The sequence below is a fragment of the Apibacter sp. ESL0432 genome, assembly GCF_019469225.1.
GTDB lineage: Bacteria > Bacteroidota > Bacteroidia > Flavobacteriales > Weeksellaceae > Apibacter.
Map to the genome: position 1 here is coordinate 1,729,899 of NZ_CP048266.1, position 24,802 is coordinate 1,754,700.

Here is a 24,802-nt window from a genome sequence, read left to right on the forward strand (position 1 = left end):
TTACTTTTTATGTGATTTTGAAAATGAATATCTTAGCTTGATATAGTAAGCCCTACCGGGCTTTTGTAAACTGTAGTTGTCATAAAGAAATTCATTGGTGATATTTTTAAGTTCCAATGAAACACTCAATGCACTTTCGTTGAGAGTGTAATTTATAATTAGATCATGTGATAGTTGTTGGGGTAAAGTGTATTTCGACTTTTTATTTCCCAAACTTTCCCAATTAAGATAAAATTTCTCAATAAAGTTGAATGTATAACCAATACTTAAATTATTTCTTCTTTTTACCCGATCGTTAATAAAATATGCTGCATCAATTGCTCCGAAAAAATAAGGTACATTGGGTATTCTGTCATTATAGGTGATATCTTTCCTATTTCCACTTACGGAAGAATATCGCTCTTTATTCCTTAAATTTTGGTAAGTTACATTTCCTCCTAACGAAAATTTATTTCTGTAATAGAATTTTATTTCAGCATCTATTCCAATATTTTTTACTTTTCCGTGGTTGACATATGTTGCTGTTCCATAATGTTGTTCAATAATTCTTCGGATATAATCTTTAGTATCTCTTATATAACCATTGACATCAAAATAGATAACATTATTATTTTTAAATTGTTTATTTAAAAGGATTCCTAAATTGTAATTCATGGAATTTTCTGCTTTTAAAACTGAATTTCCCAATTCTAATACTTCATCCCCAAAGAGTTCATTATCTGTGGGTAGACGGTATGCCTTTTCTAATGATCCCTTAAACTGAAAATCTTTCAAAAAATAAGTGACGGCTAAGCCATACCCGTTGGTGTTAAATTTTTCCGTGTTCTCAATATATTTTGTACTATTGGTTATGGTAGAAATATTTTTAGGACCTCTCACTTTTTGATAGTAATATTTACCAAAAACATTCGCATTCAATATATTTTTATAATTAAAACTATAAGAACCTCCCAAAATATTTTTCAAATTGGTTCTTCTCATAGTATCGCGCACGGAACCGATTTCCACTATAGAAACTCGATCGGATTTCTTTCTTTTGTAGCCGGATAGAACATCATTTATAGCAAAGGAATGCATATCATTCCATCGATACGTTAAATTTGCTGTTGATGAATAGTTATCATTATAAAATTTTGAAAGAGAATAAATGCCTTCACCTCTGGTTTTTTTGGGTACATAGTCTCCTAACCAATTGTATTGTCTGGCTGCCGTATCCGTATTTTTATTATAATTTCTATTATAATTTGCTGTAAGTTTAAGATTTAATTTATTGATCAAAAAATTATTTTTTCCGTAAACTAAAGAAGGCATAACAGTTGTACCCATTCTTTTTTTCATTCCGTAAACAATTTCCATTAAATTGGCATTTTGTATATCGGAAAATTCTTGTCCAAATGTAATCCCAATTAGAAATTTATCTGCCCATCGTTTCTTAATAAAGCCTAATTTTAAAATACCTGTTTCATTGTGATATTTTCCATGAAATCTTTTGACCCAAAATTTTTCGGATGAAAAGACATTTGTTTTCAAATCCAATATAGAAGTCTTTACTTTGTAATTATTATCTGAATAATTTTGAAAAGCATTAAGTTGAATCGTAAATCCTGATTTTGAGGTATGGCCCATATTTAAATCGGTTCGGTAGGTATTAAATGAGCCGGAAGAATACGATAAATCCATATAGGTTTTAGTACTTTGAGCCGTCACAATGTTGATCACTCCACCTATTGCATCAGTGCCAAATTCAATAGGCACCACTCCTTTATATATCTCGATTCGATCCGCTATATTTACCGGAATATTATTTAATTGAAAAGCAGAACCGAAACCCTGCATAGGAACACCATCCATGAATATTTTAACATGTTTTCCCGTAAAACCATTTAAAGAAATTGACAGATCCGAACCTACACCTCCGGCTTCTCTTATTTTTACTCCGGGTGCTTTCTCAAGCATATGAGCTAAATCTAATGAGCTATTATAAAATGATTTAGCATCTAAAACTGTTACATTATACGGAGTTTCTTTAGTTTTTTGTAAGGCTGATTTTCCGATAATTACAACATTATCGATATCGGTATAAGTGATAGGTTTAAGTTTAATGGATATATTTTTCTTTTCTCCTTTTTTTAAATAAACAGGAATACGTTGGGTTTCAAATTTAGGATTTGAAAACGTTAACCCATAGCTTCCCTCAGGAAGAATTATCTTATAATATCCTTTTTGATCGGTTTTAGTTATATAATCTATATTGTCTACATGAACAGAACAATTTTCCAACACTTGATTATTAGAGGTAACTATTCCTTCTACTACTGCCATTTGAGAATATAAACAGGTTGAAAATGAGCATATAATTAGAATATTGATAATTACTTTCATGGAGCAGTAAGTTTAAGACCACAACAATTTTTTATTTCTTATTTTTGTTTAGACTAAATAAATATTATTTGCGAAAGTATAATTTTAGAACCATATAATAATATCATATTTGGTATAAAAAATAATATAAACAGTATCATGAATATTTATTCGGAAATAAATCAAGATCTTTTACTGACTATTGAATTGGAAGACAGATTAAATATTAATTCACCTATAATTACTAAGAAAAACCATTTTAAAAGACATTTTGCCAGTGGTATTCAAAAAAGTATATATACCGGTGGCTTATGTATTCTTATTCAAAAATTTACTGTAGCGCATAATTGTATTCAAACATTAAATATTGAAAAGGATTACATTCAAGTATCATTATTATTACAAGGAAAAGCAACTATTGAATCTTCTAAAAATAAAACCATTTATGGTATTAAGCCCGGTATTTTACAAATGACTTATCAAAATAAAAATAATATAAAAATTAAGATAGATTCTTATGAAAAGACATTTTATTCTATTAGTATTTTCATATCTAAACCTTTTATTTTTTCAATCTTAAAAAATGAAAAATGGTTTTTGGATAGTATTTTTTGTAAAGATATTCAACGGAATACTTATTCTGATTTCAACAATATAGTTTTACCGATAGATTTCAATATGCTTACCGTTATAAATGAATTAATTGAAATTAAAGATACGGGAGTATTCGGTCACAGTTATTATCAAATTAAGTTAAAAGAGTTATTTTTAAAAATCTTTATAAAATTATCAACCAACAAGAAAGAAATAAAGTCTATAAAAGAGGAAGATTTCAAAAAAATTGAACAAGCTAATGCCTATCTAACTACCCATTACGAAGAACCGCCTACCATTAACCAGCTATCTAAAATTATTCATTTAAATGAACTAAAATTAAAAACGGGATTTAAACAGGCTTATAGTTGTACCATTCATTATTATATTATACAATTACGCATGAAAAAGGCACTTCAAATGTTGAATAACCATTACCCAATAAACGAAATTGCATTGGCAACAGGTTATAAAAGCACTTCTCATTTTATAACCTCCTTCAAAAAAATGTTTGGAAAAACACCTAAACAATACATACTAGATGAGTCACTTTAGACTTTAAATAAATCGATCGTTTCTTATTTGAAAAGATTTTTCGTTCTTTTTCCATCTTATTAATTCTTTAAATGATTTTTATTCATCAGATATTTTTTAATGTCTGAACGTATATTTAACTGAGCTTTTCTATTCCTTATTAGATATTTATTTTTTTACACTAAATTTGCCATTTAAAGTTTACATTGATATGTTACAGGTTGCATATATTAAAGATAATAAAGAAAAGGTCTTAGCCGGATTAAAAAAAAGAAATTTCGGCAAATTAGAGCTTATCGATGAAATTATTTCACTGGATGAATCCAGAAAAAAGATTCAATTTGATTTGGACTCCCAGCTTTCGGAAATGAATAAAATTTCAAAAGATATTGGAATTCTAATGAAAGAAGGTAAAAAAGATGAAGCCGAAAAAGCTAAATCACAAACTCTTTCTTTAAAAGAATCCACTAAAAAATTGCAACAAAATTTATCTGAAACAGAGGAAAAGTTAAAATTAACTTTATATGAAGTACCCAATATTCCAAACGATTTAGTTCCTGTAGGAACAAATGAAGAGGATAATCTAGAGGTATTTAAGCATACTGCACATGAAAATATCATAAATGATGCTTTACCTCATTGGGAACTTACTAAAAAATACGATTTAATAGATTTTGAATTAGGAGTAAAAATAACCGGTGCCGGTTTTCCCGTTTATAAAGGAAAAGGAGCTCGATTACAACGCTCTTTGGTTCAATATTTTTTAGATAAAAATGCTGAAGCCGGTTATATGGAAATTGTTCCGCCATTTGTAGTAAATGAAGCTTCCGGATACGGCACCGGACAACTTCCTGACAAAGAAGGTCAAATGTATTATATTAATGAAGACAAATTATATTTGATTCCTACCTCAGAAGTTCCGGTAACCAATATGTACAGGGATGTATTGCTAAACGAAAATCAACTACCAATTAAATTAACTGCTTATTCTCCTTGTTTTAGAAGAGAAGCTGGTTCTTATGGTAAAGATGTTAGAGGGCTTAACAGATTACATCAATTTGAAAAAGTTGAAATCGTTCGAATCGAAAGATCAGAAAATTCTTATGAGGCATTGGATGAAATGGTTGAACATGTAAAATCTTTATTGGAGTCACTACAACTCACTTACCGAATACTACGACTATGTGGCGGGGATTTAGGCTTTACCTCAGCAATTACTTATGATTTTGAAGTTTGGTCGGCTGCACAAGAAAGATGGTTGGAAGTTAGCTCAGTATCAAATTTTGAAACCTTTCAAGCAAACCGATTAAAATTACGATATAAATCAGAAGGAAAAAATCAGCTTTGCCATACACTTAATGGTTCATCTCTTGCATTACCTAGAGTTTTAGCTGCTCTACTTGAAAATCACCAATCAGAAGAAGGAATTAAAATTCCGAAGGTATTAGTTCCTTATACCGGTTTCGACTTAATTAATTAAATATTTTTTCCATGACAATTTCTGAAATACAACAAGGACTTATAAATGAATTTAATTTATTTGATTCTTGGGAACAACGGTATGAATATGTTATTGAATTAGGTAAATCTCTGCCCGAAATGCCTGAAAAAGACAAAACTCAAGATAAATTAATCAAAGGATGTCAGTCACAGGTTTGGCTTACTACTCGTTCGGAAAATGGTAAATTATTTTTTGAAGCAGATTCTGATGCCATTTTACCGAGAGGAATAGCAGCCATGTTAGTACGCATCTATTCAGGACAACCCATTGAAGACATTTTAAAATCGGATGAAAATTTTATTGAAGAAATAGGTCTTCAAGAATTTTTAACTCCTACTCGAGCTAATGGGTTATTGGCAATGATTAAACAAATTAAATATTACGCAATTGCTTACTCTGCAAAAAAATAATTAGTAAAAAAAGTGAGTAAGATCAAAGAAAAAATTTTAGTCTTTCGTTTTTCTGCAATGGGAGATGTCGCAATGACTGTACCCGTTATAAGAGAATTTATCGAGCAAAATAAAGATGTTGAGTTGCTGATAGTTACCCGCCATTTTTTTGCTCCCTTTTTTCAATCAATTCCTAATATAACCTTTATAGGAGTGGATATAGAAAACTATAATGGAATTTTAGGTTTAAAAAAACTTGCCGATGAATTAAAGGTTTACGAACCTACTATGGTAGCTGATTTACACAATGTCTTAAGAACTAAAATTTTAAAATTATTTTTATCTAAACATGTAAAAAAAATTGCTACCCTCGATAAAAATCGTAAAGAAAAAAAATTATTAACTCGAAGAAAAAATAAAAAACTTTATCCACTTCGCCCTGTATCCGAATATTACGCCGATGTTTTCAGAAGATTGGGATTTGATTTAAAATTATCTCATAAATTATCATCAAACCCTATAAAGAAGAAAAACTCCATAGGCGTAGCACCTTTTGCAAATTACAAGGAAAAAATGCTACCTTTAGATAAAATGAAAGATATTTGCATACATCTTGCAAAAGATGATTATCAAATATATTTATTTGGAGGCGGAAAGGAAGAAACTGAAATTCTTGATTCTTGGCAGAAAATGCATCCAAATATTCATTCTTTATCAGGGCAAATTACCTTAAAGGAACAAATGAACTTAATTAGCCAATTGCCTTTAATGATAACTATGGATTCTGCCAATATGCACATATCTTCTTTAGTGGGAACCAAAGTTATTTCCATTTGGGGAGCTACTCATCCTTTCGCCGGTTTTTTAGGTTATGGTCAACAATTAAATGATGTGATACAAATAAATGATCTTCCTTGTCGACCTTGCTCGATTTTTGGAAATAAACCTTGTTATAGAAATGATTGGGCATGTACAAGAAATTTGGAATGTTCCTATATCTTAAATAAAATAAAAAGTCAAACTATTTTATAATTAGTATTTTTATACTGTCTATATACCTAAAATTACTTCATAATCACAACATCTCTAATTACTTAGATTAAAAACTTACAGTATATCAAAAATTGATAACGTTCGATAAATTAACATATTAACAATATAAAATACTACCAAAACCTATAGTCAATTTATTTTATATAAAATTATTTCTTAATTTTTATACAAATTTTCTTTTCTTTTTAAACATAAAAGAATTTGATTGTTCAAAAAATTTGTACTTTTGCCGTAATAATTTTAAGTACAATGAAGGAAGTTCAATTTAGACAAGCAATTTGTGAAGCTATGAGCGAAGAAATGAGAAGAGATCCTTCCATTTATCTGATTGGCGAAGAAGTTGCTAATTATAATGGAGCTTATAAAGCTTCCAAAGGAATGGTAGACGAATTCGGTGCCAAAAGAGTCATTGATTCCCCTATTGCAGAAAGTGGTTTTACCGGAATTAGTGTTGGCGCAGCCATGAATGGATGCCGTCCTATTGTAGAATTTATGACATTTAATTTTTCCTTGGTTGCAATCGACCAAATCATAAATAATGCAGCTAAAATTTATCAAATGACCGGTGGTCAATGGAATGTACCAATCGTATTTCGTGGTCCAACCGCTTCAGCCGGACAATTAGGAGCTACTCACTCTCAGGCATTTGAAAGTTGGTTTGCGAATTGTCCCGGATTAAAGGTTATCGTACCTTCTAATCCTTATGATGCCAAAGGATTATTGAAATCCGCTATTAGAGATAATGACCCTGTTATTTTCATGGAATCTGAGCAAATGTATGGCGACAAAATGGAGATTCCTGAAGATGAATATCTTATCCCTATAGGTGTTGCAGACATCAAGAAACCAGGATCCGATGTTACTATTGTCTCTTTTGGTAAAATAATGAAAGTTGCTTTACAAGCTGCTGCTGAACTTGAAAAAGAAGGCATAAATGCAGAAGTTATTGATTTAAGAACTGTTCGACCTTTAGATTATGACACTGTTATTAATTCCGTTAAGAAAACCAATCGTTTGGTATTATTAATTGAAGAATGGCCTTTTGCATCTGTTGCTAGTGAAATTGCTTATATGGTACAACAAAAAGCTTTTGATTATTTGGATGCACCTATAAAAAGAATTACAACTGCTGATACTTCAGCCCCTTATTCTTCTTCTTTATTTTCTAAATGGTATCCGAATGTGAACCAAGTAATAACCGCAGTTAAAAATACTTTATATAAAAAGTAATCGTAGTTATTTTCTTTAATAATATAAACTAAAAAATATTTTTTCAGGTTTCAATTTTAATTAATAAATTAATTTTGAAACCTGAATTTTAAATTAATATCAGCTTTATTAAAGCTTATGGAACAAAAATGTACTTTTTGCGGAAGAAAAAAATCTGAAGTTCAACTATTAATTGCCGGACTTCACGGACATATATGCAATGATTGTATTGAACAAGCACATAACATTGTTGTACAGGAAGAAAATTTTAAAGACGACAGCAATTTTGAATTGCAAGTAAAAAAACCTAAAGAAATAAAAGAATTTTTAGATCAATACGTAATAGGTCAAGAAAACGCAAAAAAAACGTTATCTGTTGCTGTTTACAATCATTATAAAAGGTTAGCACATTCTTTAGAAGTTGACAGGGAGGTTGAAATTGAAAAATCCAACATATTGATGGTTGGTGAAACAGGAACCGGAAAAACTCTAATTGCCAAATCAATTGCTAAACTTTTGGATGTTCCTTTTACTATAGTTGATGCAACTGTTTTAACAGAAGCCGGATACGTGGGTGAAGATGTTGAAAGTATATTAAGTCGATTATTACAAGCTGCTGATTATAACGTTGAAAAGGCTGAACAAGGTATAGTCTTTATAGATGAAATAGATAAAATTAGTCGAAAAAGCGATAATCCAAGTATAACCCGCGACGTTTCCGGGGAAGGAGTGCAACAAGCTTTATTAAAACTTTTAGAAGGAAGTATTATTAATGTTCCTCCTCAAGGCGGCAGAAAACACCCCGATCAAAAATACATTCAAGTAAATACACAAAATATTTTATTTATTGCAGGAGGAGCTTTTTCAGGTATTGATAAAATTATTTCAAACAGACTAAATAAAAACACGATAGGTTTCAGCAAAACGGATGAAAAGACACTTGAAGAAGAACACATTTTATCTCAGGTAAATGTTACCGATTTAAAAACTTTCGGACTTATTCCCGAACTATTAGGAAGATTCCCTGTAATAACTAATTTAGAGCCATTGGATGATGAGGCTATGTTACAAATTCTTACTAAGCCTAAAAATGCAATAATCAAACAATATCAGGCACTATTTAAATTAGATGGAATCAATCTTTCCATTACCGATGAAGTATTAAAAGAAATTGTAAAAGAAACCAGAATTTTAGGTTTAGGGGCAAGAGGGTTGCGAAGTATCTCAGAAAACATATTTTCTAAAATTAGTTATGATATTGACAATTATAACGGAGATTTACTTATAGATATGGATAAATTTGTTGCGTTAACGAAACACAAATCAATAAAATAAAAAAAAAAGACTTGCGAATAATATTTTTATTTATATTTGCACTACTAGTATATATTATATTTAATAAATAAATTTAACTAATAAATGCTTAATAAATGAAAATGAAATTTATACCCTTGCTTTTTGTACTGGGTTGTATTGCAAGCAATTCACAAATAACCACCACTAACGGTGCTAAGTTCTTTGTGAGTCCAGGTACGACTTTATTTAGTACTGGAGATATAACCATAGACAACAGTTCTGATGTATTTACTAATAAAGGTAATGTTAAAATATCAGAAGGTACTCTAAAAAATAATGGAAGTCCAAATAAGTTTGTTATAACTTATGACGATGAAAAAAACTATGGTCAATTAATAATCGTAAACAATAAAAGTACTGTTGGAGGTGTTACTATGCAAAAACATCTATATGATTATGGTTCCGGAGAGGTTCTTTTTGGTGTGCCTTTTATCAAATATACTTATGATAATTTCTCAGGTGATTTAACTAGCAATAGACTAAGACCAGAGCTTATTTGTACTCTATTTTCAGAAGGTAATAATTGTAGAAATAGCTCTAGATGGAATCGTCATCCATTATTTACATGGAGAGAAGATCGATTTAGATACGATCCATTTCAAAAAAATGAAAATTTTGTTCCCGGAAAATATTACTCTTTCAGAAAAGAAATGTATAATACCGGATCAAATTTTGATGGTATAATTTCATTTCAAGGAACTCCTTATGTTGCGGGCACTAAACCTACTGACGGAAGTACAGCGTCTGTAGCAGACTTATCTATACCTGTAGGTAGTAGAGTTGCTTCAGGCTATAATATTGGGAATAATGCCAAAAATGGTTATGGATTATATTACTGGACTTATTTGGATGATCCATTTGCTGCCACTATTAAATTTACTAAAACTACTACCAATGAAGTGTTAAATTCAAACCGATATTGGGATAGGATGTTACGTATGGTAAATCCTTATACTTCGAATATTGACTTAACTATATTACTTAAAGATCAAATTCCAAATATAATAGGAGGCGCAAGTGATGGACCAATCACTAATAAAATTGTAGATGGAACTACCCGATATGAAGGAAAAACACAAATGTTTACATTTGATAATGATGGAAAATTAATTGGTGATGATATAAGAATTATCCCTCCAATGACTAATTTTTTCATCAAAGCGAAAAGTGACTACGTAAAAGTTGATTTATATAAAGATAGTAAACCTCAAACATTTGAACAATCCAAATATGAATTTAATAAGGGGAAAGTATGGGGTACACGATCAAAATCTAATTCACAAGATCTATATCAATTAAATCTTGAATTAGTTTCCGGTAAAACTTTCTATGGTAATACATATCTTGCAGCCGGTCCAAATTTGATCACCGGAGAATTAAATGAATTTGAAGCCAAAATCAAATCCAATACAGAAAATGATAATGATGTAACTACCAATATCTATACCATACCGGAATCTATAAATGGTGGAAAATACCCCGGATATGAAGATACTGAATTATATATTAATGTAATTAACTCGGATAATTCTTCTAAAGTTGCTGTTCCAGTAGGAGTAACTGTTAATACTATGGATAAAGGAAAAGAATTTACCTTTAAATCAGAACTTAAGTATAACATGAATCCTATAAAAGAAGAAGGAAAATCTAACTTTGATAATCCTAATGCAAAATTTTATTTTCATGATAAACAATTAAAAGTTATTAAAGAAATAGATTCCAATTTTTCCTATTCTGTAACTCTTAATGAATCAACTAACGACAGATTTGAAATTTTCTGGAAAGAGCCTGGAACTTTAGGAAATGAAGACATTACTACTTTAAATGGTTTAACAACTATTTATAAGACCGGAAATGAATATAAAATTCACTTTGATCAAAATTGGAAAAAAGCAGAAGTAACTATATTTAACGTTTTAGGTCAGTTAATTTCCACAGAAACAAATATCGATACCCAAAATGATTATTTGCTACCCGTTCATACTACATCGTCATCTTTGTACGTTATAGTAGTGACTAATCAAATTACTGGTGAGAAAGTAACTAAAAAAATAGTTAAATAATAAAGTAAAATTGAAATGAAAAAATTGTTTTCCATAATATTTATAGCTTTAGTTTATAGTCAATCTTTTGCTTACAATATTTTGCAAGTTGTAGTTGAAACGGAAGAAGTACCTCCGATTCCAAACGCCGAAGGTGAGGTAGTCGCTTATGGTGGTGGGATAGGTATAATGGAACCAAACTCAACTCCAATTAATTTTATAGTGCCTTTTTTATTAATAAGTGCTATTTTTATAATGTTTTATATCTTTAAAAAGAAAAGAATTAAATCTATATAAAGATTTAAATTTCATAAATTAGCCTTGTTAAATAAATAACAAGGCTTTTTTTATGAAAAAAATTTCAATTACATTCTTATTAGCTCTAATAAGCTTAATAGCTCAAGCTCAATTTACTTTTAAAGGTACTATTGCCAATTATTCTAATAAAAGAATATTAGTAAAAATAGATAGAGCATTTGATGATATTTTAATAGGAAACATAACTACAAATTCAAATGGATCTTTTTCAATTCCTGTTAAAGATAATTATACCGGTATAATTGAAATTTCATTACTGGATGCCAAGAAGAATTACATATTCATTTCTGATAATACCGATATAGATTTTAGCGCATCAATTACTACAAATGATGAATTTATTATAAATATACCGGGTAATCAAATTAATGAACGTTATCAAAATTATTTAAACTATGACATTAAAAAAAATTCTATTCTTCCTCAATTACAAAATATAAATTTTTATTATAATTCTAAAGACGATTTTTATTTACCCTTAAATAATGAAATTCAAAGAATATCTGAAATGAATGAACCTGATATTTCAGAATTTCCATTTTTATCCTATTATTTAAAAACTTCAGATCTAATTAAAAACACTGAAATAGGAAACGGCGATGCTATTTCTAATAAAAATTTAATTTTAGATCATTTTAAAAATGCCGGACAACAATTTGAAACTTCCGGTGTAGGTAAATCTCTTTTATATAATTATTTTAAACTGTCTGCAATGGGAGCCACTTCTCAAAAAGATTGGGAAAATAAAATTGATAAAGCTATAGAAGTTTTATTGGATGAAGTTGGTGAAGAAACAAGCAGGGGACAAGAGATATTATCCGCAACTATCAATTTTCTAAATGGATATGGTTTAGTAAATCTTACTGATAAATATATGAAAAGAGCTGAATCACTAACATGCGAAATAAGTGCGGAACTTAAAAAAACAATTCAAGACAATAATTCTATAAAGGAAGGAAAAATAATTCCAAACATAAAATTTACGCATAAATTAAACGATAAGTATACGTATTTATATGACATTAAAACTAAATATAAATTAATTATGGTATGGGCTTCTTGGTGTAGTCATTGCCAACAAGAAATGCCATATGTTAAACAGTTTTACGAAAATTTTAAAAAATCGGGTGGAGAAATTATAGCCCTTTCTGTTGATTATAACAAAGAGGATTGGCAAAATGCTATTAAAGAAACTTCATGGTTAAACGATTCAGATTTAATATACTGGGATAGTAAATTTGTAAAAGAACTAAATATAACCGGTACCCCTACTCTAATTTTAGTAGATCAAAAAAATAAAATTTTAAAAATTACTTCTAAAATATCTGATATCAATAATTTAATTAAATAAGATACTCAAATATATTCTTTCACGTAAGAAGGGAATAATTCCCTTCTTATGTGTTTTCTTTAAATAGTAAATTTCATTTAATTTATATCTCTATTGCTAGTTATAGTAAGATCAGTTTCTTAATTTTGTAATATGAGTGCATTATATCTTCAATCTTCTATTGAATATGTTAAAGGTATAGGAACTGAAAAAGCGAACTTATTAAAAAAGCAGCTTAATATTCACTCATGCGAGGATTTACTTAATTATTTTCCTTTTAGATATGTAGATAAAAGTAAAATTTATAAAGTAAATCAACTAGGCTCTTCTTCAGCTGAAATTCAATTAAGAGGTAAAATAATATCTTTAAAAGAAACAACTTTAAATAAGAAAAGCAGATTGTCCGGTATATTTGAAGATAGTACCGGAAAATTAGAACTTATTTGGTTCAATGTAACGAATTGGTTAGTAAAAAGCATTCCCTTACATGAAGAAGTTTTAATATTTGGTAAAGTAAATGCTTTTAATGGAAAATTAACCCTTGCGCATCCGGAAATTGAAAAAATGAATGATGCAAAACTAGCTCCTATAGTTTTAGAACCAATTTATTCAAACTCGGAAAAATTACAAAAAAGAGGGATCAATCAACGTTTTTTTAAAAAATCAATTAGGGAAATTTTAGTCGCTATTGATGATCAAATAGAGGAAAACTTATCGCAAGAAATTTTAGTAAATTATAAATTAATTTCTCGTAAAAAAGCTTATCAACAAATTCATTTTCCAAATTCTTACGTTGAATTACAACAGGCCGAATACAGGTTGAAATTTGAAGAAATGTTTTTTTTTCAACTTGGTTTTGGATTACAAAAAATTCATAGACAACGTATAAATTTAGGAAATCCTTTTTCTAATGTCGGACATCATTTTAATGAATTTTATAATTTTCATCTTCCGTTCCAATTAACAAATGCTCAAAAAAAAGTAATTAAAGAAATTCGTAAAGACCTTAGCCGAAATATTCAAATGAATAGGTTATTGCAAGGTGATGTAGGCAGTGGAAAGACGATGGTCGCTCTCTTATCCATGCTTTTAGCTATTGATAATGGATTTCAAGCTTGTATGATTGCTCCCACCGAAATTTTAGCCGTTCAACATTATAAAAGCATTTGTGAATTGGTTGATGAAATGAATATTTCTGTCCATCTATTAACGGGATCAACTTCAACCTCGGAAAGAAAACTAATTCATCAAGAATTACTGTCGGGAAAAATAAATATATTGGTGGGTACACATGCTTTACTTGAAGAAAAAGTACAATTTAAAAATTTAGGTTTAGCTATAATTGATGAACAACATCGGTTTGGAGTTGAACAACGCTCTCGATTGTGGGGAAAAAATTCGATACCTCCTCATATATTAGTGATGACAGCTACTCCTATACCGAGAACATTGGCCATGAGTTATTATAGTGATTTGGATGTATCTATAATTGATGAATTACCAAGTGGAAGGAAAGAAATTAAAACCTATCATAGAACAGATTCAAACAGGCTATCCGTTTTTGGTTTTCTTAAAAATGAAATTAAAAAAGGCAGACAAGTATATATTGTATATCCCCTTATAGAAGAAAGTGAAAGTCTTGATTATAAAGATCTTATGGATGGATATGAAAGTATAGTCAGAGATTTCCCAATGCCTGATTATCAAATAAGCATCGTACACGGGAAAATGAAAGCAGCGGATAAAGAATATGAGATGCAACGATTTGTCAATAATCAGACGCAAATTATGATTGCCACTACTGTTATTGAGGTGGGCGTAAATGTTCCGAATGCAAGTGTCATGGTTATTGAAAGTGCAGAGAAATTCGGATTATCTCAATTGCATCAATTAAGAGGAAGAGTGGGTAGAGGTGCTGAACAATCATATTGCATTTTGATGACCAAATCAGAGCTATCGAATGATGCACAGAAAAGGATTAAAACAATGTGTGAAACAAACGACGGATTTAGAATATCTGAAGTGGATTTGGAATTAAGAGGGCCCGGTAATATTTTAGGAACTCAGCAAAGCGGTACCATTGATTTTAAAAAAACAGATTTGATTCATGATAAGGTAATAGTATCATTATCTAAATCCTGTGTAGATCATTTATTACAAGATGATCCTGATCTTACAAAGGAAAAAAATCAAGCTATAAGAAAATTCTTCTTAAAATATCATAAGAATAAAATTAAATGGTCAAAAATTAGTTAATACTACTGGATATCTAGATAAGACTATTTTTGTCAGAATAATTCAAGCGCAAGAATATAAAAATAAATAAAGAAAATCCTAATAGTGAACTGCCCCCATAACTAAAGAAAGGTAATGGGATTCCTACGGTTGGAAACAATCCGATTACCATTCCTATATTAATTAAAAAATGCATAAATAATATGGACGCTAATGAATATCCCATAACTCTGGAGAATGCGCTTTTCTGTGTTTCTGCCAAATAATATATTCTTGCTATTAAACAAGTATAAAGCCCGATCAATAGGGTACATCCTACAAATCCCCATTCTTCGCCCACTGTACAAAATATATAGTCAGTCTGTTGCTCCGGTACAAATTTACCTGCTGTAACACTACCTTGTTTATATCCTTTACCCCAGAAACCTCCCGATCCTATGGCTGTTTTAGAATAAAGCAAATTATATCCTGCGGTATCTCTGTATTTTTTTTCTCCTTCGTATAGTACTAATATTCTTTCTTTTTGATGCTTTGGTAAATGCTCGAATATAAACGGTGAGGATATGCTTATAACACTTGATATTAGAACAAATACTATGATAAATAGAATGTTAAAGTGTTGATTCCATTTAATTTTCTTTCTAAGCAAGAATAATAATAGAAACAGTAAAAGTGTTAATATTAAAATAACGATCCATGATGGAATCCAGATGGAAGTCAGAAATAAAATAGCAAAATAAAAACCAATGATAAACAACCAGCCCGTCATTCCTTCTCTATATAATGCGATAAAATAAGCAGTAAACACTAAAATGGATCCAACATCGGGTTGCAGCAAAATTAATACTATGGGAATAAATATAATTAGAAATGCAATTCCTAATGATTGATTATTTTTAATATTAAAATTAGGAGAATCTACGTAATTAGCTAACATTAATGCTGTAGAAATTTTAGCTAATTCTACCGGTTGTAAACTGAAACCTCCAATTCGATACCAGGCTTTAGCTCCGTTAACATAGCTTCCAAACAATAAAACACCGGTAAGTAGACATAAGCCAAATAAGTAAAATAAGCCCGCAAAATTCTCAAAAAATTTAGGACGAACAAGAAAGGTTGAAGTTCCTACTGTTAAAGATATTAACAGCCAGATGAATTGTTTAGTACCACTAGAACTATCAACGCTGTATATATTTGCGATACCAAATAAGGCTATAAGCAAATATAAAAATAACATTAAACCATCTACTCCCCTAAAAATTTTATTCATTTTTAATCACCAATAAAATTATCTAATTTTTTTGCTGCTTCTCCCTGATTAATTATATGTTGTATTAATCGTTGCTTTTCTTTTAAGGATAGTTTTTTATTCGAATTAATCTTATTTATACTATCTTTTAAAGCTTGAGGTAAATTATTTGGAACATATTTTCCTGTTCTTTTTAAATAATCGTTCCATTGTCTCAAATATTCATTACTGAAATCAGATTTTATGATGCTTTCCTCCATTGATTTTCTTTCAATGGTTCCGGTAAGATATTTTTCTGCAAGTAGAGAGGCCATGGGTCCGGCATAAGTTGCTCCAAAACCTCCATTTTCAACGACTACAGCAATTGCTATTTTTGGTTTATCTACGGGAGCTATTAAGACAAATATGGAATGATCTTTTCCATGAGGATTTTGCGAAGTACCTGTTTTTCCTTCCTGACTAAATGTATTGGTAAAAATCCTATGACCCGTACCCGACAAAACTACCATACTCATTCCCTTATTAACAATATCGAAATATTTTTTCTCGACTTTTACTTGTTTGGGTACAGTAAATTGAGGGTCTGTTATCGGTTTTCCATCTATAGCTTTTACAATATGAGGGGTGTAAAAAAATCCTCTGTTGGCAATAACAGCCGTATAATTTGCGATTTGTAATGGAGTGGCCAAAACTTCACCTTGCCCTATTGAATTCGAAATTATAGTATAGATATTCCATTTATCCTTTCCGTAACGTCTATTATAATAATTAGCATCCGGAATATTTCCTTTACTTCCCACTGCTAAATCATTATGCATAAATTCGCCGACGGCAAAACTTTTAACTATATCACTCCATTCATCAATACTTTTTTCAATGTTACCCGGATACTTGTTAAGTATTCTTACGTAAGCCTCTGCAAAGAAATTATTACATGATTTTTGAATAGCTTTATCCATAGCAATAGGAGTGTAAAAATACCCACAGTGGCAACCTATCTTCCTGTTTCCATAATGAAAACCATGTTTACATATAAAGGTTGTTTTTTCATCTATTACTCCCATTTGTAAAGCAGCTAAACCATTTATCAATTTAAAAGTAGATCCTGGAGGATATGCTGCTTGAGCCGCTCGATCAAACATTGGCTTATTCATTGAATCCATTTGAAGAGCATATATATGTTTATTCTTATCTCTTCCTACAAATACTGACGGATCAATAACAGGAGCTGAGGCCATAACCAATATTTCTCCATTATTGGGATCCAAAGCTACTATACCGCCTCTTTTATTAACTAACAATTTTTCTGCCAGATTTTGTAAATCATAGTCAATTGAGAGTGTTATATCTTTACCACTATGCATTTGCTGGTCATACTCTCCATCCTTATATGAGCCTATACTTCTTAATCTTCTGTCTTTTTGTATATATTTAATTCCTTTTATTCCTCGTAAATATTTTTCATACGATTTTTCTACTCCTGTCATACCAGCTAAATTACCGGGCATGTAATAGGATGAATCAGATTTTATATACTTTTCATTAACTTCATTAATATAACCCAATATGTTTCCTGCAGAATGGACCAAGTAATTTCTTTCAGGAGTTCGAACAATTGAAAATGCATTATATTTAAAAAGTTTTTCTTGTATTCTGGCTAAATCTTCACTAGTCAGACCTTTCATAAAGGTCATAGGAACCAGGTTATTGTAAATTTTCTTATTTGATTTAATACTTTTGATTTTTTTTATAAAATCAGCTTTCGAAATATTAACTAATTTGCAAAAACCTAAAGTATCAAAATTTTTTTCCATCTGGGATTGGGTAAAAGTCAACTCATAGGAAGGAGTATTTCCTACTAATATTTTACCGTTTCTGTCCATTATATATCCCCGTAATGGAATTTGATATTCTGCTTTTATTGAAGTATTTGCTGCGTTAAGCTTATATTTTTCTGTAAATAATTGTAGGTAGGATATACGCGCGATAAACAGTAACGCTAAGAAAATCAACACCCCTATTATAATCTGAAATTTTTTCACTATCCAATCTTATTTTTAAAGAAAGCGTAAATTATAATGATAAATAAAAATGAAAATACTGATGTTATAAGAGCGTCTTCTACTACATCTAATATCATAGATATTTTAAAACTTTCTAAAATAAAAAGACTTAAATGGTGAATTAATATAATTATTATTATATACGATAGTAATTGAAGGAAATTTAAATCTGAAAAGTTTAATATTTTCATTTCTCGATCTAAATCTGAGATATATCGAAGTACTGTATTTCTTATAAAAGAAATTAATACGGATGAGAAAGCATTAACGCCTCCGGTGTCCATAAAACAATCAATTCCAAATCCCAAAAGGAATGAAAAAATTAGAAACAGATAATTAAAAGATTTGTCATATGGATAAAAAATGATCCAAATAATATATATGATAGGATTATATTTATGGAAAAAATAGATGTTATTAAATACAAAAACTTGCAATAATAGTAAGGTGGGAATTAAGATGAGATTTATTAATGTGTATCTGTTAAGCATTATTAATTTATAGAATCTTTCAAACTTTTAATTTCTTCTCTATCCAGTTTATCCACTACATATACTTTTTGTATATTTCCCATATCTTGAAATAATTCAACTGAAATATTCCAATTACCGGTCTCCTCATCTATGGATTTACTGCTCACTCTTCCAATTAATATACCTTCCGGATATATTTTAGATTTTCCATCCGTTTCAATAGTATCTCCTATCTTTACACCTACATATTTAGGTATATCTGATAAATGCATGATTCTGGGATCTTCTCCCTGCCATAATAATGTACCGTAATATTTACTTGATTTTAATCTGGCATTTATCCTGGTATTCCTATTAAGAATGGAAATAACTTTGGAATAATTTTTCGTACAATTGATAATCATTCCTACAACTCCGGTTGAGGTAACAACGCCCATTTCCGGACTCACACCTTGATCTGTCCCTCGATCTATAATTAAATAATTATTTGACCTTGTAATTGAGTTTGATATTATATCAGCAGTTGTATAATAATATTTTTGCTTATATTTTGTAGAATCTAACATAGCAAAAAACTCAGGCTTAATTTTTCCCGTTTTTCCTAGAAATTTATTTCTATATTCTTTATTCTCTTCTATTAGACGTTCATTTTCCTTTTTGAGATTTATATAGTACGTTAAATAAGATATTTTAGAATCTACATAACCGGTGAATGAAATTATTTTTTCTTCTAGTATCGAATTATGATAAACATTTCTGTTAAACGTAAAAAAAAGAGCTAATATCTGCAAAAATAGAAATAGCAGAAATCTACTATTTTTTGATAGAAAATTTATCAATACAGACATTAATAAGTTTTATCTTAAGAATAATTTATTATTTGATTAAAAAATTCTCAAATTTTTCAATATTTTTTAGTGCAATTCCAGTACCTCTCACAACTGCTCTCAATGGATCGTCAGCTATGAAAACAGGTAATCCTGTTTTCCTTCCTATTCTTTGATCGAGACCTCTAAGTAAAGCCCCTCCTCCTGCTAAATATATACCGGTATTATAGATATCTGCAGACAATTCAGGAGGTGTTCTTGATAAAGTTTCCATGATAGCATCTTCGATTCTTAAAATTGATTTATCTAGAGCTCTGGCCATTTCTTTATAATTAACCATAATTTCTTTAGGTTTACCGGTAATTAAATCTCTACCTTGAACTGGTAGATCTTCAGGCGGATTATCCAGTTCTTCAAGTCCTGAACCTACCTCCATTTTAATGTGTTCTGCTGTTTTTTCTCCGATAAACAAATTATGATGAGTTCTTAAATAATATAAGATATCATTATTAAATACGTCTCCTGCAATTTTAATAGAGTTATCACAAACAATTCCTCCCAAAGCTATAACTGCTATTTCAGTAGTTCCTCCCCCTATGTCTATAATCATATTACCTTTAGGCTGTGTAACATCAATACCAACCCCTATGGCTGCAGCCATAGGCTCATAAATTAATTTTACATCCTTAGCATTTACTTTAGCTGCAGAATCTTTTACTGCTCTTTTTTCAACTTCTGTAATACCTGAAGGAATACAAATAACCATCCTCAATGAAGGATTAAAAATTTTTCCTTTTATTCCCGGAATTTGTTTTATAAATTCCCTGATCATATGCTCGGACGCGCCAAAATCAGCTATTACACCATCTTTTAGAGGCCTAATAGTTTTTATATCATCATGCGTTTTCCCCTGCATTTGCTTAGCTATCTCTCCGACTGCAATAGGCTTCATGGTCCTTCTATCTATAGCTACTATAGAAGGACTGTCTACTACTACTTTATTATTATGAATGATTAGGGTATTTGCTGTACCCAAATCAATTGCTATTTCTTGTGTAAGAAAATCAAATAATCCCATTTAACTTTTAAATAATTGTACTATTTGGTTGAATAAATTCTCGAAAAAATTATAAAAATACTTTTCTCAAACTTTTAAGTTTTGCAAAGATATAACATCTTTATTGAAAATGATATATTAGTTAGAATATTTTTATTCAAGACTTTTTATCCGTTATTTAATTTCTACATCATACGGCATTAAGTACATTATTCCTTGATTACTTTCTATATTTTTTATTTTTTGATATAATTTATAATGATCCTTACCTAATTCATATTTAATAAGGTTTTCTATTATACCCGATTGATTCAAATCATTGTCATCAGAGGTAAACATATTTACTATAAGATCCCAATTGGTTTTTTCTTCGGGATAGGAAACTAAATTATAGGATGTGACCCCTGCTTTTTTTGCAGCATATTCAATTGCCTCATTGAATCCGCCAATTTCATCTACCAAACCCTTTTCTAATGCATCCCTTCCGCTCCATATTCTACCTTGTCCCACCGAATCTACTTGAGCATAGGTCATATGTCTACCCTTCATTACTTCATTAACAAATTTATTATATGTTATATTAATCCCCTTATTCATTATTTCTTTAAATCCTTGAGATGTTCCCTGAGTAATTGAGTAATATTTTGAGTTTGTATTTGTGGAAACATAGTCTGAAGTAATGCCAATAGTATTGGCTAATTTTTTAACATCCGGGATCATGCCTAAAACGCCTATGGATCCTGTTAGTGTGTTATCTTGGGCATAAATTTTATCAGCAGCCATAGAAATATAATATCCTCCAGAGGCTGCTATATCACTAAATGATACTATTAAAGCTTTTTTCTTTTTTAGCTCATATAATTCATACAAAATTTCAGCAGAAGCATTAGCGCTTCCACCAGGTGAATTTACTCGTAAAACTACTGCTTTAATATCATCATCATTTTTTATTTCATTAATAAGATTGATAAACGTTTTGGAGTAAACCTCTGTGTCTCCTTTACCTGTATATATTTGTCCTGATGCATATAATATGGCTATTTTATCATTAATAAATGAAACATCTTCGGTAAATTCTTTATATTGTTCCAAAGATATTTTATTAATGGAATCCTCATCTGTCAAACCTAATCTCTTCTTAATTAAATTATCATATTGGGATTCATAGATCAACCTATCTACTAATCTATTTTTATATGCTAATTCCGGAATAAAACCATATAAACTATCTACAGAATTATTTAAACTCTCGTTAGTAATTTTTCTTGAAGAGATTATATCAGATGATATTTTATTCCAAAAATTCTGTAACAAATTTTTTAACTGATATCTATTTTCTTCTGAAAGATTATCTCTAAGATACGGTTCAACGGCTGATTTATATTTACCGTGTCTTATAACTTCAAAATTTACTCCAAACTTTTGTCCTAAATTTTTATAAAATAAAACTTCTGCAGATAAACCTGCCAATTCTATACTTGCATTTGGATTAACGTATAGAGAATCGGCCACAGAAGATAAATAATATGATCTTTGATCACATTCATTACTATATGAGTATATAAACTTTTTACTTTCTTTAAAATTTAGCAAGGCTTGACGAATTTCTGCTATTTGAGAGTATCCGGCATTTATATTGGATAATTTAAGACTTATTCCTTCTATTTTATCATCTGTTTTAGCATGATTTATTACATCTAAAATATCTTTTAAATAAACATGCTTAACATTATTTAATAGTGAAATTGGTACTTCTCGATCATTTGAGGATTCCAAAATGGAATTGCTTAGATTTATTTCTAAAATTGATTTATCTTTAACAACAAATTTAGATGGAATAAATGCTATAATATTTATTAAAATCAAGCTAAATACAACTATACTGGTTAACAACACAATACCAACAACGGTTGCCAATACTTGAATGATAAATTTTTTCATTTCTTTCTATTAACAAATAATTAATTAGTAGATGAATAAGGTTACTTTGTTACTAGGCAGCAATTTAGGAAATAAAAAAAATAATATATCATCAGCTATAAATTTAATAGATTCCAAAATTGGTTCAATTTTGAAAAAAACCAAATTAATTGAATCTGAACCTGAAGATTATTATTCGTCAAATACTTATCTAAATATTGGAATTATCGTTAGTACCGATTTGTCCCCTATTAAACTTTTAAAATCTATTAAAGAAATTGAAAGATCATTAGGTAGAATTAATGACAGTTATTTTAGCGGAAAATATGAGGATAGAACTATAGATATTGATATAATATATTTTAATTCTATAACATATTACTCCACTTCTTTAAATATACCTCATATTAATCATATTTCAAAAAGAAATTTTTCTAAAAAAATTTTATATGAACTGGTTTAATATATTTTTTTATTTAAAAAATTTTGATAATTTTACAACCTTCAATCATTTTGTATAGGAGAAGACTTAATATACTTACTAATTAATTATAGTTATGAATAAAAAATGTATTCTATTTTTACTTGCAGTTATTTGTACATGCTTAAATGTACAAGCTCAAAATGTAGATAGTAGTAATTTCACTGATGATTATGTAAAATTTACTAATGATCAAAAGCAATTTAATGACTGGTCTGTATCTATATATGGAGGTGTTCCGTGGTTAATTACATCTGACTTTACCTCTATAGATAACGGGGCATCTAGCAAATGGAGAGTTGGATATGATTTTCAAGCTTCGATAAATAAACAAATTTCACATGTCTTTGGATTAAGTTTATTAGGTCAGTTTGGTGAAACTAAGCAAGGATATGGTTCAAATAAAGTAGATGCTAAAACTAATTATTTCGCATTAAGCGTTTTAGGAGATTTAAACGTTTCTTCTTTATTTAGAAGAATTGATAACAGATCTCCTTACAGATGGGCACTACATACATATGCCGGTTTAGGAACAATACAATATAAAGCTAAAACTAAATTTATTGAAAAAGGTTCAACCGTTTATGAAACTATGGCTGATGAAGATATGGGACTTAAGTCTATATTTGCTCAGGTAGGTACCGGATTAACATATAAAATTAATAAAAGATGGGATGCATCTTTAAGAGCTATGTATGTAATCACCGGTGATGAACTATTTGATGGGTCCGGTAATAACGGACACTATGCCGAATTGCATAAAGGTGGTAAATCCGATAATTTTTTAACAACATCTTTAGGTGTTACCTATAAAATAGGAAAACATAATGAATATTTAGGTTGGGTTGATCCATTACGTGAAATGTTTACAAAAATCAATGATGTAGCAAGTCAACAACAATTAGAAGTTTGCGTATTTGGTGATAAAGATGATGACGGTGTTTGTGATGATTGGGATAGAGAATTAGACACTCCTAAAGGTGCTCGTGTTGATGGTTCCGGTAGAGCATTAGACGTAGATATGGATGGCATTATAGACTTATATGATAAATGTCCTACTTTCCCTGGTCCTGCATCAAACGATGGATGTCCTGAACCGCAAAAACTTGCTGAGGATGCTATTAATCCATTAATTGCTACAATGGGAGGTATCCAATTTAATCTTGATTCAGACAAAATTCTCTTAGAATCGCAACCTATTTTAGATCAAGTAGCAGATATTATAATTAAATACGGTCAAGGTACAAGATTTTTAGTTGAAGGACACACTGATGCTAGAGGAACAGATGCTTACAATCTTAATCTATCAAAAAGAAGAGTAACTTCTGTGATTAAATATTTAGTTTCTAAAGGTGTGCCTCCTTATCAATTAACAGGTAAAGGTATGGGATTCACTAACCCTAAATATCCTGAATGTAAACCTGCTTCTAAATGTCCTGAATGGAAAAATAAAGAAAACAGAAGAGTGGTTTTCAAATTACTTGATTCTGCAGAATAAAAAAACTAATGATATAAAAAAAGCCTCTTATATAAGAGGCTTTTTTTATTTAATAATATTTAAAACCTACTACTTCAAAGTTATATTTATTTACTATTTATATAAAATAATTAGTTGTTTTTAAGTATTTAAAACAATTTTTAAAACAATTTTTAAAACAATTTTTAAAACTTTAAAAACCACATATAAAGCATGATTTTATTATTTATAAGTGAAATTATTTAAATAAATAAAAATATTACATTAAACATTCAGTTTGGACCTGCATAGAGTATTTTATTTTAATAAAATTTAATTTATTATTAATGTAAA

The 24,802-nt window shown here is 29.5% G+C and carries 18 protein-coding genes; 12 read left to right on the top strand and 6 right to left on the bottom strand.

Annotated elements, in window-relative coordinates; translation table 11 throughout:
• Positions 1-2,382 carry a TonB-dependent receptor plug domain-containing protein gene (locus GYM73_RS07315; protein WP_220233442.1) on the bottom strand — a complete coding sequence of 794 codons (2,382 nt, stop codon included), beginning with the start codon at positions 2,380-2,382 and terminating at the stop codon, positions 1-3.
• Positions 2,383-2,520: 138 nt separating this feature from the next.
• Here GYM73_RS07315 and GYM73_RS07320 point away from each other — a divergent pair, with 138 nt between their 5' ends.
• The 10 genes from GYM73_RS07320 to recG all read left to right on the top strand — a co-directional run bounded on the left by GYM73_RS07320 (position 2,521) and on the right by recG (position 14,943).
• Entirely contained in the window at positions 2,521-3,510 is a 990-nt protein-coding gene (locus GYM73_RS07320; protein WP_220233443.1) for a helix-turn-helix transcriptional regulator, read from the top strand.
• Positions 3,511-3,700: 190 nt separating this feature from the next.
• Positions 3,701-4,969, top strand: a complete 1,269-nt coding sequence (gene serS, locus GYM73_RS07325) for a serine--tRNA ligase (RefSeq protein ID WP_220233444.1) — start codon at positions 3,701-3,703, stop codon at positions 4,967-4,969.
• 11 nt (positions 4,970-4,980) lie between these two features.
• Entirely contained in the window at positions 4,981-5,400 is a 420-nt protein-coding gene (locus GYM73_RS07330) for a SufE family protein (protein ID WP_160541882.1), read from the top strand.
• A 12-nt stretch (positions 5,401-5,412) separates the two neighbouring features.
• Positions 5,413-6,411 carry a glycosyltransferase family 9 protein gene (locus tag GYM73_RS07335; RefSeq protein WP_369681532.1) on the top strand — a complete coding sequence of 333 codons (999 nt, stop codon included), beginning with the start codon at positions 5,413-5,415 and terminating at the stop codon, positions 6,409-6,411.
• Between the two features lie 270 nt (positions 6,412-6,681).
• Positions 6,682-7,662, top strand: a complete 981-nt coding sequence (locus GYM73_RS07340; protein ID WP_160541881.1) for a pyruvate dehydrogenase complex E1 component subunit beta — start codon at positions 6,682-6,684, stop codon at positions 7,660-7,662.
• A 117-nt stretch (positions 7,663-7,779) separates the two neighbouring features.
• On the top strand, positions 7,780-8,976 hold the full coding sequence (clpX, locus tag GYM73_RS07345; RefSeq protein ID WP_220233445.1) for an ATP-dependent Clp protease ATP-binding subunit ClpX: 1,197 nt from the start codon (positions 7,780-7,782) through the stop codon (positions 8,974-8,976).
• Positions 8,977-9,077: 101 nt separating this feature from the next.
• The gene (locus tag GYM73_RS07350) at positions 9,078-11,060 is read left to right on the top strand and encodes a T9SS type A sorting domain-containing protein (RefSeq protein WP_220233446.1); all 1,983 of its coding nucleotides are present in this window, start codon (positions 9,078-9,080) and stop codon (positions 11,058-11,060) included.
• Between the two features lie 15 nt (positions 11,061-11,075).
• Positions 11,076-11,336, top strand: a complete 261-nt coding sequence (locus tag GYM73_RS07355) for a hypothetical protein (RefSeq protein WP_160541878.1) — start codon at positions 11,076-11,078, stop codon at positions 11,334-11,336.
• A 52-nt stretch (positions 11,337-11,388) separates the two neighbouring features.
• A complete protein-coding gene (locus GYM73_RS07360; RefSeq protein ID WP_220233447.1) occupies positions 11,389-12,708 on the top strand; it encodes a TlpA disulfide reductase family protein in 1,320 nt (439 codons plus the stop codon).
• Positions 12,709-12,840: 132 nt separating this feature from the next.
• On the top strand, positions 12,841-14,943 hold the full coding sequence (recG, locus tag GYM73_RS07365; RefSeq protein WP_220233448.1) for an ATP-dependent DNA helicase RecG: 2,103 nt from the start codon (positions 12,841-12,843) through the stop codon (positions 14,941-14,943).
• A 13-nt stretch (positions 14,944-14,956) separates the two neighbouring features.
• Here the strand turns inward: recG and GYM73_RS07370 are convergent, their stop codons facing one another.
• From GYM73_RS07370 to sppA, 5 genes are all read right to left on the bottom strand, one after another.
• Positions 14,957-16,192, bottom strand: a complete 1,236-nt coding sequence (locus GYM73_RS07370; protein ID WP_220233449.1) for a M50 family metallopeptidase — start codon at positions 16,190-16,192, stop codon at positions 14,957-14,959.
• Positions 16,193-16,194: 2 nt separating this feature from the next.
• Positions 16,195-18,213, bottom strand: a complete 2,019-nt coding sequence (locus GYM73_RS07375) for a penicillin-binding transpeptidase domain-containing protein (protein WP_255570954.1) — start codon at positions 18,211-18,213, stop codon at positions 16,195-16,197.
• 514 nt (positions 18,214-18,727) lie between these two features.
• Positions 18,728-19,555, bottom strand: coding sequence for a rod shape-determining protein MreC (gene mreC / locus GYM73_RS07380; protein WP_105298110.1), 828 nt, complete (start codon positions 19,553-19,555; stop codon positions 18,728-18,730).
• A 28-nt stretch (positions 19,556-19,583) separates the two neighbouring features.
• Positions 19,584-20,612 carry a rod shape-determining protein gene (locus tag GYM73_RS07385; protein WP_055425343.1) on the bottom strand — a complete coding sequence of 343 codons (1,029 nt, stop codon included), beginning with the start codon at positions 20,610-20,612 and terminating at the stop codon, positions 19,584-19,586.
• Between the two features lie 153 nt (positions 20,613-20,765).
• Positions 20,766-22,532, bottom strand: coding sequence for a signal peptide peptidase SppA (gene sppA, locus GYM73_RS07390; RefSeq protein ID WP_220233450.1), 1,767 nt, complete (start codon positions 22,530-22,532; stop codon positions 20,766-20,768).
• A gap of 31 nt (positions 22,533-22,563) precedes the next feature.
• Between sppA and folK the strand changes: the two genes are divergently transcribed.
• Together folK and GYM73_RS07400 are read left to right on the top strand one after the other, a co-directional pair.
• The gene (gene folK / locus GYM73_RS07395; RefSeq protein ID WP_160541873.1) at positions 22,564-22,974 is read left to right on the top strand and encodes a 2-amino-4-hydroxy-6-hydroxymethyldihydropteridine diphosphokinase; all 411 of its coding nucleotides are present in this window, start codon (positions 22,564-22,566) and stop codon (positions 22,972-22,974) included.
• 94 nt (positions 22,975-23,068) lie between these two features.
• A complete protein-coding gene (locus GYM73_RS07400; protein ID WP_160541872.1) occupies positions 23,069-24,490 on the top strand; it encodes an OmpA family protein in 1,422 nt (473 codons plus the stop codon).
• Positions 24,491-24,802: the final 312 nt, after the last annotated feature.

Excerpts from the sequence above, each read along its gene's own strand:
- GYM73_RS07315 (WP_220233442.1), bottom strand. The coding sequence starts at position 2,382 with ATGAAAGTAATTATCAATATTCTAATTATATGCTCATTTTCAACCTGT.
- GYM73_RS07320 (WP_220233443.1), top strand. The coding sequence starts at position 2,521 with ATGAATATTTATTCGGAAATAAATCAAGATCTTTTACTGACTATTGAA.
- serS (WP_220233444.1), top strand. The coding sequence starts at position 3,701 with ATGTTACAGGTTGCATATATTAAAGATAATAAAGAAAAGGTCTTAGCC.
- GYM73_RS07330 (WP_160541882.1), top strand. The coding sequence starts at position 4,981 with ATGACAATTTCTGAAATACAACAAGGACTTATAAATGAATTTAATTTA.
- GYM73_RS07340 (WP_160541881.1), top strand. The coding sequence starts at position 6,682 with ATGAAGGAAGTTCAATTTAGACAAGCAATTTGTGAAGCTATGAGCGAA.
- clpX (WP_220233445.1), top strand. The coding sequence starts at position 7,780 with ATGGAACAAAAATGTACTTTTTGCGGAAGAAAAAAATCTGAAGTTCAA.
- GYM73_RS07350 (WP_220233446.1), top strand. The coding sequence starts at position 9,078 with ATGAAATTTATACCCTTGCTTTTTGTACTGGGTTGTATTGCAAGCAAT.
- GYM73_RS07355 (WP_160541878.1), top strand. The coding sequence starts at position 11,076 with ATGAAAAAATTGTTTTCCATAATATTTATAGCTTTAGTTTATAGTCAA.
- GYM73_RS07360 (WP_220233447.1), top strand. The coding sequence starts at position 11,389 with ATGAAAAAAATTTCAATTACATTCTTATTAGCTCTAATAAGCTTAATA.
- recG (WP_220233448.1), top strand. The coding sequence starts at position 12,841 with ATGAGTGCATTATATCTTCAATCTTCTATTGAATATGTTAAAGGTATA.
- GYM73_RS07370 (WP_220233449.1), bottom strand. The coding sequence starts at position 16,192 with ATGAATAAAATTTTTAGGGGAGTAGATGGTTTAATGTTATTTTTATAT.
- mreC (WP_105298110.1), bottom strand. The coding sequence starts at position 19,555 with ATGTCTGTATTGATAAATTTTCTATCAAAAAATAGTAGATTTCTGCTA.
- GYM73_RS07385 (WP_055425343.1), bottom strand. The coding sequence starts at position 20,612 with ATGGGATTATTTGATTTTCTTACACAAGAAATAGCAATTGATTTGGGT.
- sppA (WP_220233450.1), bottom strand. The coding sequence starts at position 22,532 with ATGAAAAAATTTATCATTCAAGTATTGGCAACCGTTGTTGGTATTGTG.
- folK (WP_160541873.1), top strand. The coding sequence starts at position 22,564 with ATGAATAAGGTTACTTTGTTACTAGGCAGCAATTTAGGAAATAAAAAA.
- GYM73_RS07400 (WP_160541872.1), top strand. The coding sequence starts at position 23,069 with ATGAATAAAAAATGTATTCTATTTTTACTTGCAGTTATTTGTACATGC.